Origin of the sequence: Streptomyces sp. NPDC012474, from assembly GCF_042955185.1 — a bacterium.
Lineage (GTDB): Bacteria > Actinomycetota > Actinomycetes > Streptomycetales > Streptomycetaceae > Streptomyces > Streptomyces cahuitamycinicus.
The window spans coordinates 19,899-34,197 of record NZ_JBIBEP010000018.1; the positions used below are offsets into that span (position 1 = coordinate 19,899).

The following is a 14,299-nucleotide window of genomic DNA, read 5'->3' on the forward strand; positions in this document are numbered from 1 at the left end:
CGGCCCGACCGTCAGCGCAGCGGGATCGTCACCTCGTCCTCGACCGGCGGGGCGATCTCCTGGGCGAGGTTGCCGGTGGCCGCGTAGCAGCGCAGCCGGACCGACTCGGGGGAGACGTCCAGGCGCAGGAAGCACTTGAAGAACGGCGGGCTGTACGTCGCCGAGCCCGGCGAGAACAGCGACGTGTAGATCTTCCGCACGGGCAGCCGGAACCGCTTGGCCTTGTCGGGGCGGCGGCCGGCGCCGAGCAGCCCGGCGACCAGGCGGACCCGCCGGGTCACGCGGGTCGAGGCGCCCGGGGCCCGTGTGGGCTTGATGCCGAGACGCTCGGCGATCACTGCCGTCGCCTCGGCCTCGGTGAGTGTGAAGAAGCGGCGCATCCGCAGCCGGCGGCCGTAGAGCCGGCTGTAGAAGGCCAGGGAGTCGCCGCGCAGCGGGTAGCAGCGGAAGTCCTGCTCATGGACGCCCGCGACGTCCACGCGGGGGATCGTGTGGGTGGCGTGCATGAACGCGCCGCCCCCGCCCGCGACGACGTACTGGAGCGTGCGGCCGTCGTCCAGCCGGACCGGGTAGCGCTGATAGTTGTGGATGTCGCCGCCGATCGCCGCCACGTAGTGGTGGTCCGGGTCGCGGACGATGGCGTCGACGGTCCCGCCGCCTTCGATGGCGCACGGCTCGCACCGCCCGTCCACGTACAGCGGCGAGCCGGTGACCAGGATCTTCGGGCGGGATCCCCGGGAGACCTCGCGGAGCCAGGCGCCCTGCTCGGCGTCGAGAGTGCCGAGAAGACCCGTGTCGATGCCGATGATCCGCACCGGTCCGGCGTCGATCGCCCAGTACGGGCCCGGCTGGACGGCCTGTTGGGCGGCGGCGGAGCGCTGCTCGCGTGCCTCGGCGAGGCGCCGGCCGTCGTCCGGGCGCGGCCGGTGCCACAGCAGCGACCGCAGCCAGGCCCGGGTGAGAGGGCGCGGCCGGGGCCCGGGCGGCAGGGACGGGGCGTCGCCGCAGAAGACGCGCATGAAGCCGCCGAGGTCCTCGTACCAGTCGTGGTTGCCGGGTATCGCGTAGATCGGCGCCTGGTAGTCCCGGTAGGGGCGGAAGAACTTGGTGTCGTAGTCGTCCGCGCTGCCGACCGGGTAGATCACGTCACTGGCCAGCACGGCGAACCGGGTGTCCTGACCGGTCCTCAGCAGGCCCGGCACGACGGCGTACTGGGGGTCGTCGCCCTCGCCGGTGTCGCCGATGACCAGGAACGAGAACCGGTCCGGGTCGTCGCGCCGGATCACCTTGCCGGCCGGTGCTCCGGTGGCCGCCCGCTGCGCCACCCACCGGCTGCGCGTCCCGCCGGTCGGGTCCCCGAACCAGGAGGCGAGCACGCCGTTGCGGGCGACCCACAGCATCCTGGGGTTCAGCCAGGAGATCTTCTCGGTCTTCGGCGGCATCAACCGCTGGTACGCGCCCCGTTCGGTGGTGCCCCAGCCGGCGCCTTCGGCGGTATCGCGTGAGGAGTCAGACACCGGGGCACCGTAACAACCGGCTCATGCCCCGTCCGCAGCCGGGCTGTTCACCGTTCACGCGCGGACGATGCCGACGCACGCCACGAAGGGCGCTTCCTGGCCGTGGAGTTGGCATCCTGGGCTTCCGGCCGGGATGCGGAGGGCCGCTCGCCCAGCACCAGCAGCGGATCGAACATCACCACGACCCCGGCCAGCAGGAGGAAGACGACCGGCCCCAGCAGCATCGGCAGCAGCAGGGACGTGGGCGAGTCGCCCTCCCAGGTCCCGCCGGTTATGTCGTGCACATGGACGCTGACGGCGGCCATGCCCGTGTAGTGCATCCCGGACACCGCGACGCCCATCACCAGGCTCGCCCCGAGGCTCGCCAGGAAGCCGCGGATGGTGACGGCCGACCACAGCGCCGCTGTCGCGGCGCCGATGGCGATCAGCACGGACAGCGCGACACCGGCCGGGTCGTAGCCGACCTCGCCGTTCAGCCGCATCGCCGCCATGCCGAGGTAGTGCATGCCCGCCACGCCCAGACCGGTGATCGCGCCGGCCACCGCCAGCGTGACGACGCTCGTGCCGCGGAGGCCGACGATGAACACGCCGACGCCCACCACGACGACGGCCACGACGAGACTGAGCACCGTCGTGGCCGCGTCGTACCGCACCCGGGTCTCCTCCACGTGGAAGCCGATCATGGCGATGAAGTGCATCGTCCAGATGCCGCATCCGATGGAGGCGGCGCCTAACGCCAGCCAGCCCGCCCTCCAGGAACGCGCGTCGAGCAGCGAGCGCACGATGCACCGCAGCCCCAGCGCCCCTCCCAGACAGGCCATCAGATATGCCGCCACCGGAGTCACCGCACCGTAGCGGAACCCGTCGACCGTGCCGTCCATGAGCCAACTCCCCCCGAGACATGGCTGGTTTCAGCAAGGTCTACGCGCAGGGATCACGGGATAGCAAGCCCTTACCGTCGGTAGGTCGGCAACTCGTCCTCAGCAGATCCCGATTGGGGTCAGAATGTGCGCTTCAGCAGGTCGAACAGCGCCGACCAGTGCCGCTCGTCGCCCTCCCGGTGGTACGAGGCGGTGTCGGCCTGTGTGAAACCGTGGGACGCTCCCGTGTACACCTCGCACCGGTGGCGCACGCCCGCCGCCGTCAGGGACTCCTCCAGGCGCTCGATCTGCTCCTCGGGCAGCGAGGGGTCCTGGTCGGCGTGGCCGAAATACAGCTCGGCGGTGACCTTGCCGGCCACCAGGTGGGGGCTGTCCGGGGTGTCCGTGGCCAGGCGTCCGCCGTGGAAGCCGGCCGCGGCCGCGACCCGCTCCGGGTAGGTGCCGGCGGTGAGCAGCGAGAGCCGGGCGCCCATGCAGTAGCCGGTCAGCGCGACCGGTCCGTCGGCCACGGCCGGGGAACCGGCCAGCCAGCTCAGGTACGCACCGGCGTCCCGCATCGCCAGGCCGGGCGTCAGGGCCTGCATGACCGGCACGATGCTCTCGAAGATCTCCGGCCGCGCCCCCGGGTCGATGAACTCGGGCAGGTCGAACAGCGGGGCGCGACCGTGCCGGTAGAACACGTTCGGCACCAGCACCGTGTAGCCCTCGGCGGCCAGCCGGTCCGCCATGGACCGCAGCTGCGGACGCAGACCGAAGGCGTCCATGAAGAGCAGGACCGCCGGGTGGGCGGCCCCGTCGGCGGGGTGGGCCAGGTACGCGTCGGCGGTGCCGTCCTCGGTGGGGATGTCGACGGCGGTTCCCTGTACGGCGGTCATGGCTGGGCTGCCTCTCTGCGGGGGTGGGGACCAGGAACCCGTCCGCGTGACCGGGCGGATCATGCGCATCGTGACACGCCCGTTCCCGGGGCATTTCGCCCACCCCCGGCACGTGGTTCAACCGTGAACGGCCTTTGGTCCGCGTTTTACTCGAACCGCGCGGGGTCGCCGGCGCCGTGCCGCACGACCTCGGCCTCCCCGCCGGAGAAGTCGATGACCGTCGTCGGCTCGGTCCCGCAGTCGCCGGAGTCGACCACCCCGTCCAGTACATGGTCGAGCAGGTCCTTGATCTCCCAGCCCTGCGTCATCGGCTCCTCCTCGCCGGGCAGCAGCAGAGTGCTGGACAGCAGCGGCTCACCGAGCTCGGCGAGCAGGGCCTGTGTGACGACGTGGTCGGGGATGCGCACACCGACCGTCTTCTTCTTCGGGTGCTGCAACATGCGCGGCACCTCCTTCGTCGCGGGCAGGATGAACGTGTAGCTGCCGGGCGTCGACGCCTTGATCGCGCGGAACACGTCGTTGTCGATCCGCACGAACTGGCCGAGCTGGGAGAAGTCCTGGCACACGAGGGTGAAGTGGTGCCGGTCGTCCAGCTTGCGGATCGTACGGATCCGGTCGATGCCGTCACGGCTGCCGAGGCGGCAGCCCAGTGCGTAACAGGAGTCCGTGGGGTAGGCGACAAGAGCGTCGGCGCGGATGCTGTCGGCGATCTGGCCGATGGTGCGGGCCTGGGGGTTGTCGGGGTGCACGTCGTAGTACTTCGCCATCCGCCGAGCTTATGCCGCCGGTACGGGTCGGCGGCGCAGGAGGGGGCCGGGCCCGGGGACGCGGGCCCCCGGCCGGGAGGAGAGCGGTGCGGACGTGAGGTAACGTCCCCGACCGGTGTGCCGGAAGCGGCGCGAGGAGCGAGGGGAAGGCCCAGGTGGCTGGCCGAGAGGACGGGAACCGGCAGCAGGGGACGCAGGCCGGCACGGGCCCGGCATGGGCGGCGGAACTGCTGGAGCATCTGCGCCCGGCCGGGCGCGACGTCCGCAGAGTCGTCGCCTGGCTCTCCGGCACCGTGGGCGCCACCGTCGCCCTGCAGGACGCCGCCGGAAACCTCGTCGCCGGAAACCGGCTTCCCCTGGACGAGGACCTGGTCGCGGACATCACCGCCGGCCGGATCGCCTCCGCGGCCTGGGAGAGCCGGGAGCGCCACCTGCGACTGGTCAGGGTGGAGCACCCGTCCCACGCGTGTGTGCTCGCCGTCTCCCGGCATGCCCCCTTCGACCGGCGGGCCTCCGACATCGTCACCCACACCGCCCAGGTGATCGAGCTGCTACTGACGGTGAGCGAGTCCAACGCGGCCGGGCACCGGCTGCGCCGGGCCACCGCCGACCTGCGCCTGGCGATCCTGCAACTGCTCATGGTCGAGGACACCATCGCCGCCCGCCGCGTCGCCGCGGGACTCTGGCCCGGCCTGCTCGACGCCGAGACGGCGAGCGTGTACGTCGTCGAGGCGGACCCCGCCGTACGCGACCGCGTCGCCGAGGAGTGCCTGGACAGCACCCGGGAGGACGCCCTGGTCGTACGCTGCCCGGCCATGGACGGGCACGTGATCGTCGTGGGCCCCCGGGAGGCCACGGGCGAGGACCTGCGGTCCCTGGTCCGACGGCACCCCGACCTCTTCCTCGGCGGCAGCGTCCGGCAGAGCCTCGCCCGGACCGCCACCGCCTACGGACAGGCCGTCAGCGCCCTCGCCGTCGCACACTTCCGGCCCGACAAGACGGCCGTCTACGCCGAGCGCACCCACCCCGAACGCCTCATGGACCCGGCGGCGCTGCGCGGCTGGACGTCCCGGGTGCTGCGCCCGCTGGACACCCTGCCGCACCACACCCGCGCCGAACTCCTCGCCACCAGCCGGCTCGGCCTGGAGTTCACCGCCGTCAACGCCGCCAAGGTCCTCGGTGTCAGCCGCAACACCGTCCGCGCCCGGATGGAACGCGTCGAGAACCTGCTCGGCACCGACTTCGCCGACCTCACGGCCCGGGCGGTCGTCCACCTGGCCCTCAACACCCAGATCGGCCTGCCCGACGCCCCGGGAGCCGACGACACCGAAGACCCCGGGCTGCGGCTCCCCGACCTGCTCTCCGGTCCCGCCGTGCGCACCTGGGCGCAGGACCTGCTGGGCCGGCTGGACACCGACACCAGGAACCCGCGCAGGACGCTGCGCACCTGGATCGCCGCCGGCGGCAACGCCGAGAAGGCCGCGCAGGCCCTGGGTGTGCACGCCCAGACCGTGCGCGAACACGTCCGCAGCGCCGAACCCGTCCTGGAACGTCAGCTCCTCGCCGCGGGCACCGACCTGTACGAGGTCGTGCTGGCGCACCTGGCGGTGGGTGACCTCGATCTGCCGGATTTCCGGCGCCCCGCGTGAGCCGGCGCTCCGCGGGGACAACCGGTTGCCCAGGTCCGGACGGGACGAAACCGGGCCATCCGGACTCAGCTGTGCACGGGTGAGCCCCGCTGAGCGTGCAGCGGGCATCGACACGGTTCACAAGGCCAGGGCCATGGACGTAGGTTCAACTCACCGCGGGGGCACGACCGGAACGGGGGACCGGTCGTGCTCCCGCGCGCTGCCCGCCGACGGCGTCAGCCCCGCAGCCGCACCGGGATCTCCTGCCAGCCGAACGCGATGAACGACGGCACCTGCCGCAGACCCTCGTCGCCTTCGGCCAGGCGCAGGGCGGGGAACCGCTCGAACAGCGCCGGCAGCGCGGTCAGGGCCTCCAGCCGGGCCAGCGGGGCCCCGATGCAGCGGTGCACGCCGATCCCGAACGCCAGATGGTCGTCGGCGCCGCGCGCGGCATCGAACCGGTCGGCCTCCGGGCCGTAGTGCTCGGGATCGAGCCCCGCGGCGGCGTACGTCGTGATGATGGCGTCGCCGGCCGGGATCGTCACCCCGCCGACGACGAGGTCGGTGACGGCGAACCGCAGCGGCAGCGACGCGATCGACGGGTGCGCGCGAAGCGTCTCGTCGACGACCGCGTCCCAGCCGATCTCCCCGGACCGCACGGCCGCCAGCTGCCCGGGACGGCGGAGCAGCGCGACCACCGCGTTGCCTATCAGGTTCACCGTGGTCTCGAAACCGGCGCCGATCACCAGCAGCAGCGTGTAGAGCAGCTCCTCCTCGCTCAGCCGGTCACCGTCCTCGTCCCGGACCCGGATCAGTTCCGTCGTCATGTCGTCCCCGGGGTGCGCGGCCCGGTGCGCGATCAGCGCGGGCAGCACCGTCCCGATCTGGCGCTGCACGGACGCGGCGTGCTCCGGGCTCGGGTCGGAGGTGTCCATGATGGCCGCGATGAGCCGACCGGTGTCCTCCCGCAACTCGTCCGGCACGCCCATCAGTTCGCAGATCATCCGCATCGGCAGCGGATGGGCGAGACCCGCCTTGACGTCGACGACCTCGCCGTCGGCCGCCTCCAGCGCGGCCAGCAGCTCCGCCGTGATCGCCTCCACCCGGGGCCGCATCGCCTCGGTCCGTCGGTGCGTGAAGCTGGGGGCGACCAGCTTGCGCAGCCGGGTGTGGTCCGGGCCGTACGTGGAGAGCATGTTGACCACTCCGACCCAGCCCAGGATCCAGCCCCAGGACGGGTGTTCGCCGATCTCGGGCCACAGCCGCCAGTGCAGCCGCGGGTCCTTGCTGACCTGCGGGTCGAGGATGAGCTCCTTCAGAGTGTCGTACCGGGTGGGCGCCCAGGCGGGGATGCCGCCGGGCAGCTCCACGGGCACCACCGGGCCGAGAGCGCGCAGCCGGGCGCTCTCGGCGACGATGTCGGTGCCGAACGGGTCCAGAGCGATGCGGTCGGTCACGGTCACGGTCGTCCTCCTGGCTGGTCGGGGGAGCGGGGGCTGAAACGGACGGGCAGTGCCGTCACCGAGCGGTGGAACGGACCGGGCCGCCACGTCAGGCGCTCGCGCGGCAGCATCGGTTCGAGGTCGGGCAGCCACTGGGTGAGCCGTTCGATCGACTCGGTGGCGATGAGCAGGGTGTGCTGCTTGACCGGGCAGGCGTGCGGGCCCGCCGACCAGGACAGGTGGGAGGCGTCGGACCGGTGCCGGGTCGCCCCGCGCTCCCGCTCGGCCGCCTCGCCGAGCGCCCCGTAGGAGATCACCACCGGTACCGCGGCCCTGATCCAGGCCCCGTGGAAGGTGACGGGCGTACGGGCGTAGTGAATGCCGTAGTTGGCCAGCGGCGTCTCGTGGTGCAGGACCTCCAGCACCGCGTCCGACACCGGGCGGGCGCCGCTGGTCAGCGTCGAGTAGTAGGCCGGGTTGCCGAGGATCCGGGACAGCGCGTTGGACACCAGGTTGGCCGTCGGCTCGTGCCCCGCGCCGAGGGTGAGGAACACCTGCCAGGTGACCTCCTCGGGGGTCAGCCCCGCCGGGTGGTCCAGCAGCCAGCTCGGCAGGTCGTCGCCGCGCCGCTCGGTCTTGGCGGCGATCAGCTCCAGCACGTACCCGCCGAACTCGGCCTCGCCCCGCGCCGCCTGGGCACCGCCCTCGATCAGCTTGCCCAGCGCGGTGTTCAGCCGGTCGCTCGCGCTGTCCGGCAGCCCGAACAGGCTGTTGAACACCAGCGCCATCAGCGGCCGGGTGAACCCGCCCACCAGGTCGGCCTCGCCCCGTGGCCCGATCCGGCTCACCAGCAGGTCCACCGCCCGGTGCACTCGGGCCCGCAGATCATGCGGCTCCACCAGGTCGAAGGCGTCGATCAGCGAGGTGCGGTAGCGCAGGTGGGCGCTCCCGTCGGCGAACAGGGTGTTGGGCCGCCAGCGCATCATGCCCAGCACCGGCGAGTCGTCGGGGACGGTCGCCTCCCACGGGCGGGGATCGTGCGAGAACGTCTCCGTGTCGTGCAGCAGCTCCAGTGCCGCCCGCCGGTCGGTGACGACGTACGCCGGGACACCGGGCGCCAGTTCCGCCCAGCCGACCGGACCGTGGGCGCGCAGGGCGGCGTAGTAGGGGTGGGGGTCGCGGGCGAAGCCGTCCTCCCACAGGCGGACGGGCGCGGCGAGGGAGAAGGCCTGCTCGGCGGGGGACGGGTGGGTCACCGGGGCTCCGGGGGAGGGTTGTGGTCGATCAGGTGCTGCACCAGCGCGAGCAGGGCGTCGACCGACGAGTCCGCCTCCCGCGCGTCGCAGGTCACCATCGGGGTCGTGGGTTCCAGGTCCAGGGCGGCGCGCAACTGCTCGGGCGTGTGGTGGCGGGGGGCGTCCGGGAAGCTGTTGAAGGCGACCGCGTACGGCAGTCCGGTCTCCTCCACCAGCCCCAGCACGTCGAACGAGGCGTCGACCCGGCGGGCGTCGACCAGCACGAGCGCGCCGAGCGCCCCGTAGGCGATGTCGTCCCACAGAGGCCGGAACCGCTCCTGGCCGGGCGTGCCGAACAGGTACAGCACGACACCGCCCGGCAGGCTGATCCGGCCGAAGTCGATGGCGACCGTGGTGGTCGACTTGTCCCGTACCCCGGAGAGATCGTCGACCTGCGCGGACGCCTCGGTGAGCTGCTCCTCCGTGTGCAGCGGGCGGATCTCGGAGACCGACCGGATCAGGGTGGTCTTGCCCACCCCGAAGGGCCCGGTGATCAGGATCTTCACCAAGTCCTGGGCGGTGTCGGGGAGATGGACGTCCGCACCGCCGGGACGGGCGTCAACGGTGCTTGAGGTCGCGGAGGCCATCGGCCACTCTCTTCAGCAGGTCGGGGTCGAAGCGCCGGGCGGGCGGGATCGGCGCACGGGCCAGTACCAGGTCGCGGTCGAGGAGGCCGGCGGCCAGCACGAGCACCGCGGAGACCGGAAGGCGCAGCAGGGCCGCGGCCTCCAGCACCGTCAGCGACCCGTACTCCAGCTCCTCCAGCAGGGCCGCCTGTGCGGCGGGCAGGTCCGCGGGGGCCGGCTCACCTCTGCCGGTGAGGACCGACAGCCGCTCCAGATGGGCACGGCTGGGCCGCGCCACCCCGCCGGTCGACAGGTACGCGGGAACCAGGGGACGGCCGCCTCGGCGGCCCGTCATGCCGGCGTGTCGCCGTCGGCACCTCGGGGCCCGGCGGCCATGGCCTTCTCGCCCAGCCGCGCCACCTGCGAATGCACCCGGTGGGCGAGCAGGTCCAGTCGTACCTCGGGATCGCCGTACGCGGCGACACAGGTGCCGTGGTCCGTCGGCACGATGAGCACATAGCCGTGGTCCGACTCGATGACGACCTGCCGGATCTCGGCCCGGTCGGTGTCGGCGAACGCCGCCGCCGCGGTACGGCAGGCGCCCTGCACGGTGCTGGTGATCGCCGCGACCCGCTCGGCGGACGGCCGGGACAGCGCGTCGGTGTAGCCGGTGACGAGTCCGTCCCGGGTGAGCAGGACGGCGGCCACGACGTGCGGCACCTCCAGGACCGGTTCGAGTACCCATGCCGTGTCCCCCGCCGCGCGGCTGGTCATCTGGCCGTTCCCCCTTCGTCGTCGTTGCTGTCGGCGCCCTCGGACACCGAGCCGGCCGTGGTCGCGGCCGTGGCACCCTCAGATACGGCTGGGACGGCGCCGGTGTTCGACGCGGCGGCGGTCCGCGCCGCCTCGGTGCCCGACTGGAGGGCACCGAGGGCGGCGGCGGACTCCTCGGGGCGGCGGGGGCGGCGTTGCGGCGCGCCTTCGGCAGCGGCGGGGCCTGCCGAGGCCGTGGCACGGCCCCGACGGCGCCGCTGGGGGAGGCCGCCGCTCTCCCGCGGGCCGTGATGACCGGGGGCCGGGGCGCCCGCGTCCTGCTCCTTGTCGTAGCCGTGATCGTGATCGTGGCTTGCGGTGGCGGGAAGCGGCCGGGGCCCGCGCGATGCGACGGCGGGCTCGGAGCCGTCGGAGCCGTCAGAGGCACCGGCCGGGGTGGATTCGGGCGGTTGCGGCGGGGCGGCCGGCACGAGCCGGGGCGTCGTGTGAGGTCCGGGCGGGGCGGGACTCGGCGCGGGCTGCGTGTCCGGGGGGCCGGGTCGCGGGGTGGCGTGCGGGTCGGAGGGGGCGGGGCGCGGGGTGGCGTGCGAGTCGGACGGGCCAGGGCCCGGACCGTGGGACGCGCCGGAACCGCTCCCCGCCTCCCGCACCACCGCCCTTCGGGTCGAACGCGGGGCGCTGGCCGCCGGAGGCAGTTCCTCGGGGTCGATGCGCGTCAGCAGATGACTGTCGACCCGCAGCACCGCCCGTACTCCGCCGTACGGCGACGGGGAGGTCAGGTCCACGCGCAGATCGAACTGCCGGGTCAGCCTGCCGACGGCCGCCAGCCCCATGCGCGGCGGGTCGCCGAGCTCGGTCAGCAGGATCGGGTCCGAACCGGCGACCATCCGCTGGGCCCGGGCGCGCTCGTCCTGGGTCATGCCGAGGCCGGCGTCGTCCACGGTGACGCAGACCCCGTGGTGGACAGCCTCCAGATTGACCACGACCTCCGTCTCGGGCGCTGAGTGCCGCAGCGCGTTGTCGAGGAGCTCGGCCACGATGATGGCGACCGGCTCGACGGCGTGGGACACCAGGGCCGTACCGGCCGCGAGGTGGTTGCTGACCCGGACGCGCCGGTAGCCCGCGAGCCGGGCCTGACCACCCGTCACCGCGTCCACGAGATGGGATTCCTCCCGGGCGAGCCCCACCCAGGCCCCGCACACCACCGCGGCGATCTGGGCGCGCCGCAGCGACTGCTCGTTCTCGTGGTCCAGCTCGAACAGGGTCTGCGCCAGCTCGGGGTCGTCGTAGCGCTGCTGCAGCCCGCGCAGGGCGTCCTGCAACCGGTACAGCGCCGCCTGGATCTCCCGGGTGGCCCCACGCATCCCGGCCTGCGCGGCCGCGTCTATCCGGGTGCGCTGCGCGGCCAGTTCGGCGTGGAGCCCCTTCAAGACCCGTTCCAGGGCGGCACCCAGCGGCGAACCGGCCAGCTGCGGGTTCAGCGGGCCGGGCACGGTGACGTGGGCATGTGCGGCCTGCCGGGCCGCAGCGGGCACCCGCCGCGCCGCCAGGTGCTCGACCTCGGAAGTGAACGCCCTTGACGTCCCGTCGAGTTGCGCCCGCAACGCCGCTGTCTTGGCGCGCTGTGCGGCCAGTTGCCGCCGTGAGCGCAGCAGGCCGCCGCCGAGGGCGAACGCGGACAGTGTGCCGAGGGCGAGGGCGCCGACAGCCAGGTCCGGTACTTCGATCATCGAGTCGATTCCAGGAGGGAGTCGGGCAGGGTCGGGTCCGGGGCGCTCTGGCGAGCCGCCCGCAGCACAGTACACACCGTCATCGACCGGTCTCGCACGGTGTCCCGCCACTTCCTTCCGAAAGTGACCGGTGTCTGGGTGCTTCCGGGGCAACTATCTGAATTGCCGTAATGAGGAGGGGAGTTGGTGGTGCGTACAGGTCTGGCCGGTCGGAGTTCGCAACCGTGACCCGGTCGTCACTCCGCGTGATCGAAACGGGCTGTGTGCTCCCCAGGAGGACGGGTACCCGTCCGGCGCCTGAAGAGGTCCGCTCCGCGAGAAGGAGGCCCGCATGAGCAGTGGATCGGAGACCGGCGGTGTGACCGGTACGCAGGACAAGGACTACAACCTGATCTGGTATGTCGAGGCGTGCCTGAACAACGCCCTGCGTCTGGAGAGCTACATCCAGGACGCGGAACGCGCCAAGGACACCGAGGTCGCGGACCTGTTCCGCAAGGCCCAGGCGGACAGCCGCAAGGGTGCCGAACTGGGCAAGGGGCTGCTGCGCGCACGCCTCGACGGAGGCTGAGGCTCATCGGCCCCGAAGGCCCGGACCCCGCGGGGTCCGGGCCTTCGGGGCCGATGAGCCTCAGCGTCAGAACCTCCGCAGCAGAACCGTCGCGCCAGAACCTCCGCGTCAAAGCCTCGGTGCCAGAGCCGGAGGATCTCGTACTCTCCGTGCCCGGCCCGGTTGTCAGTGGCGGATGCCACGAGGCCGGCAGCTCACCTGGCGCGTGAGTGACCCCGCCCCTCCGGGTACCCGGCCCGTCCCGCCAGGACCGGCCGGGCGCTGCTCACGGCACCGACCCGGCCGGTCGCCGGTCACGAGCCGAAGGAGCCCACGCATATGACGGACGTATCCGGTACCGGCCCCGCTCCGGGCGACGACCGCAAGGTCCTCACCAACCGCCAGGGCCATCCGGTCTACGACAACCAGAACCAGCGCACCGTCGGCGCCCGCGGCCCCGCCACGCTGGAGAACTACCAGCTCCTGGAGAAGATCAGCCACTTCGACCGGGAGCGCATCCCCGAGCGCGTGGTGCACGCCCGCGGCGTCACCGCCTACGGCCACTTCGAGGCCTACGGCACCTGGGGTGACGAGCCGGTCAGCCGTTACACCCGGGCCAGGCTCTTCCAGGAGCGCGGCAAGCGCACGGACGTCGCCGTCCGCTTCTCCACCGTCATAGGCGGCCGCGACTCCTCCGAGGCCGCCCGCGACCCGCGTGGTTTCGCCGTCAAGTTCTACACCGAGGACGGCAACTGGGACCTGGTCGGCAACAACCTGGGTGTCTTCTTCATCCGCGACGCCATCAAGTTCCCGGACGTCATCCACGCCCTGAAACCGGACCCGGTGACGTTCGAACAGCAGCCGGGCCGCATCTTCGACTTCATGTCGCAGACGCCCGAGGCGATGCACATGCTGGTCAACCTGTTCAGCCCGCGCGGCATCCCCGCCGACTACCGCCACATGCAGGGCTTCGGTGTCAACACGTACAAGTGGGTGAACGCCGAGGGCGACACCAAGCTCGTCAAGTACCACTGGATGCCCAAGCAGGGCGTGCGCAGCATGACCGAGGAGGACGCGGCCAACGTCCAGGCCGACACCCTCGGACACGCCACCAAGGACCTGTACGAGGCCGTCGCCCGCGGAGACCACCCGGAGTGGGAGCTGCTCGTCCAGATGATGGACGACCACGACCACCCGGAGCTCGACTTCGACCCGCTGGACGACACCAAGACCTGGCCCGAGCAGGACTTCCCGCCGAAGCCGGTGGGCCGGATGGTGCTCGACAGGATGCCGCGGGACTTCTTCGCCGAGAACGAGCAGATCTCCTTCGGCACCGGCGTCCTCGTCGACGGCCTGGACTTCTCCGACGACAAGATGCTCATCGGCCGGACCTTCTCCTACAGCGACACCCAACGCTACCGGGTCGGCGCGAACTACCTGCAGCTCCCCGTCAACCAGGCCAGGAACGCGGATGTGCGCACCAACCAGCGCGACGGCCAGATGACCTACCAGGTGGACGGCGGGGGCGAGAACCCGCACGTCAACTACGAGCCGTCGATCACCGGCGGCCTGCGCGAGGCCCGGTACCCCACCCACGACGAGCAGGGCCCGGAGATCACCGGCCGGCTCACCCGCAAGCGCATCCCGCGCACCAACGACTACCTCCAGGCCGGGCAGCGCTATCTGCTGCTGGAGGACTGGGAACGCGACGACCTGGTGAAGAACTTCATCGGTCAACTGTCCCAGTGCGACCGGGCGATCCAGGAGCGCATGGTCTGGCACTTCCTGCTCGTCGAGAACGACCTCGGCCTGCGGGTCGGCGACGGACTGGGCATCGGCCCGGAGGACGTGGCCGGACTGGAGCCGCTGGCGAGCCAGGACCTCACGGACGACGACCGTGAACGCCTGGCCAAGCTCGGCAAGAACGAGCCGCGCGACGTGGAGGGCCTCACGATGACCCACTGCGTCCCCGACGCACGGCACGTCGTGACCCGCTGACGGGTCACCCTTGCGGAGCCGAACGGACCACCGCGAGGGCCTGTCCCGCGTGGCCCCGGCCGGACAGCACGGCGTGCACCAGCAGCGGAACAGCTGGTGCACGCCGACGCGCCCCGCCCCGCCGTGCGAGCGGCGTCACCTCCTGGTGGCCGTCCAGCACCCGCTCCGGACGGGGACAGCCGAACAGGCGGAGCATCGCCGGATCCGTCTCCCTCCGACCGCCCGCCCGGGAGCCGGTCCGCGACATCCGGACAGACGGTCTTACGAGCTCCTTCTCGC

General features: G+C 72.3%; 13 protein-coding genes. 3 read left to right on the top strand and 10 right to left on the bottom strand.

Annotated elements, in window-relative coordinates:
- Window positions 1-11: 11 nt before the first annotated feature.
- The 4 genes from ACFY9S_RS31225 to ACFY9S_RS31240 form a co-directional block, all read right to left on the bottom strand.
- Window positions 12-1,517 (bottom strand): metallophosphoesterase, encoded by a 1,506-nt coding sequence (locus tag ACFY9S_RS31225; RefSeq protein WP_391134929.1) that lies wholly within the window; start codon window positions 1,515-1,517, stop codon window positions 12-14.
- A gap of 47 nt (window positions 1,518-1,564) precedes the next feature.
- On the bottom strand, window positions 1,565-2,398 hold the full coding sequence (locus tag ACFY9S_RS31230; RefSeq protein ID WP_391134932.1) for an MHYT domain-containing protein: 834 nt from the start codon (window positions 2,396-2,398) through the stop codon (window positions 1,565-1,567).
- Window positions 2,399-2,517: 119 nt separating this feature from the next.
- A complete protein-coding gene (locus ACFY9S_RS31235; RefSeq protein WP_391134935.1) occupies window positions 2,518-3,273 on the bottom strand; it encodes a dienelactone hydrolase family protein in 756 nt (251 codons plus the stop codon).
- Window positions 3,274-3,419: 146 nt separating this feature from the next.
- The gene (locus ACFY9S_RS31240) at window positions 3,420-4,040 is read right to left on the bottom strand and encodes an L-threonylcarbamoyladenylate synthase (RefSeq protein WP_391134938.1); all 621 of its coding nucleotides are present in this window, start codon (window positions 4,038-4,040) and stop codon (window positions 3,420-3,422) included.
- A gap of 155 nt (window positions 4,041-4,195) precedes the next feature.
- Here ACFY9S_RS31240 and ACFY9S_RS31245 point away from each other — a divergent pair, with 155 nt between their 5' ends.
- Window positions 4,196-5,689, top strand: coding sequence for a helix-turn-helix domain-containing protein (locus ACFY9S_RS31245; RefSeq protein WP_391134941.1), 1,494 nt, complete (start codon window positions 4,196-4,198; stop codon window positions 5,687-5,689).
- A 215-nt stretch (window positions 5,690-5,904) separates the two neighbouring features.
- Here the strand turns inward: ACFY9S_RS31245 and ACFY9S_RS31250 are convergent, their stop codons facing one another.
- Genes ACFY9S_RS31250 through ACFY9S_RS31275 form a run of 6 tightly spaced genes read right to left on the bottom strand, consistent with a single transcriptional unit; the run spans window position 5,905 to window position 11,475 of the window.
- A complete protein-coding gene (locus ACFY9S_RS31250; protein WP_391134944.1) occupies window positions 5,905-7,131 on the bottom strand; it encodes a cytochrome P450 in 1,227 nt (408 codons plus the stop codon).
- Window positions 7,128-8,366, bottom strand: a complete 1,239-nt coding sequence (locus tag ACFY9S_RS31255; RefSeq protein ID WP_391134947.1) for a cytochrome P450 — start codon at window positions 8,364-8,366, stop codon at window positions 7,128-7,130. Before ACFY9S_RS31255 ends, ACFY9S_RS31250 begins: the two co-directional genes overlap by 4 nt.
- Window positions 8,363-8,992 (bottom strand): ATP/GTP-binding protein, encoded by a 630-nt coding sequence (locus ACFY9S_RS31260; protein WP_391134950.1) that lies wholly within the window; start codon window positions 8,990-8,992, stop codon window positions 8,363-8,365. Before ACFY9S_RS31260 ends, ACFY9S_RS31255 begins: the two co-directional genes overlap by 4 nt.
- A complete protein-coding gene (locus tag ACFY9S_RS31265; RefSeq protein ID WP_391134953.1) occupies window positions 8,964-9,326 on the bottom strand; it encodes a DUF742 domain-containing protein in 363 nt (120 codons plus the stop codon). The genes ACFY9S_RS31260 and ACFY9S_RS31265 overlap by 29 nt, the downstream gene beginning before the upstream one ends.
- Window positions 9,323-9,745 carry a roadblock/LC7 domain-containing protein gene (locus tag ACFY9S_RS31270; protein WP_102914160.1) on the bottom strand — a complete coding sequence of 141 codons (423 nt, stop codon included), beginning with the start codon at window positions 9,743-9,745 and terminating at the stop codon, window positions 9,323-9,325. The genes ACFY9S_RS31265 and ACFY9S_RS31270 overlap by 4 nt, the downstream gene beginning before the upstream one ends.
- Window positions 9,742-11,475 (bottom strand): ATP-binding protein, encoded by a 1,734-nt coding sequence (locus tag ACFY9S_RS31275; RefSeq protein WP_391134956.1) that lies wholly within the window; start codon window positions 11,473-11,475, stop codon window positions 9,742-9,744. Before ACFY9S_RS31275 ends, ACFY9S_RS31270 begins: the two co-directional genes overlap by 4 nt.
- A gap of 331 nt (window positions 11,476-11,806) precedes the next feature.
- Between ACFY9S_RS31275 and ACFY9S_RS31280 the strand changes: the two genes are divergently transcribed.
- Together ACFY9S_RS31280 and ACFY9S_RS31285 are read left to right on the top strand one after the other, a co-directional pair.
- Complete coding sequence (locus tag ACFY9S_RS31280) at window positions 11,807-12,043, top strand: hypothetical protein (protein ID WP_031139576.1); 237 nt, start codon at window positions 11,807-11,809, stop codon at window positions 12,041-12,043.
- 318 nt (window positions 12,044-12,361) lie between these two features.
- Window positions 12,362-14,020 (top strand): catalase, encoded by a 1,659-nt coding sequence (locus tag ACFY9S_RS31285; protein WP_391134960.1) that lies wholly within the window; start codon window positions 12,362-12,364, stop codon window positions 14,018-14,020.
- Window positions 14,021-14,299 lie beyond the last annotated feature (279 nt).

Coding starts and splice junctions, on each gene's coding strand:
- ACFY9S_RS31240 (WP_391134938.1), bottom strand. CDS start 4,040: ATGGCGAAGTACTACGACGTGCACCCCGACAACCCCCAGGCCCGCACC.
- ACFY9S_RS31265 (WP_391134953.1), bottom strand. CDS start 9,326: ATGACGGGCCGCCGAGGCGGCCGTCCCCTGGTTCCCGCGTACCTGTCG.
- ACFY9S_RS31260 (WP_391134950.1), bottom strand. CDS start 8,992: ATGGCCTCCGCGACCTCAAGCACCGTTGACGCCCGTCCCGGCGGTGCG.
- ACFY9S_RS31235 (WP_391134935.1), bottom strand. CDS start 3,273: ATGACCGCCGTACAGGGAACCGCCGTCGACATCCCCACCGAGGACGGC.
- ACFY9S_RS31230 (WP_391134932.1), bottom strand. CDS start 2,398: ATGGACGGCACGGTCGACGGGTTCCGCTACGGTGCGGTGACTCCGGTG.
- ACFY9S_RS31285 (WP_391134960.1), top strand. CDS start 12,362: ATGACGGACGTATCCGGTACCGGCCCCGCTCCGGGCGACGACCGCAAG.
- ACFY9S_RS31280 (WP_031139576.1), top strand. CDS start 11,807: ATGAGCAGTGGATCGGAGACCGGCGGTGTGACCGGTACGCAGGACAAG.
- ACFY9S_RS31270 (WP_102914160.1), bottom strand. CDS start 9,745: ATGACCAGCCGCGCGGCGGGGGACACGGCATGGGTACTCGAACCGGTC.
- ACFY9S_RS31275 (WP_391134956.1), bottom strand. CDS start 11,475: ATGATCGAAGTACCGGACCTGGCTGTCGGCGCCCTCGCCCTCGGCACA.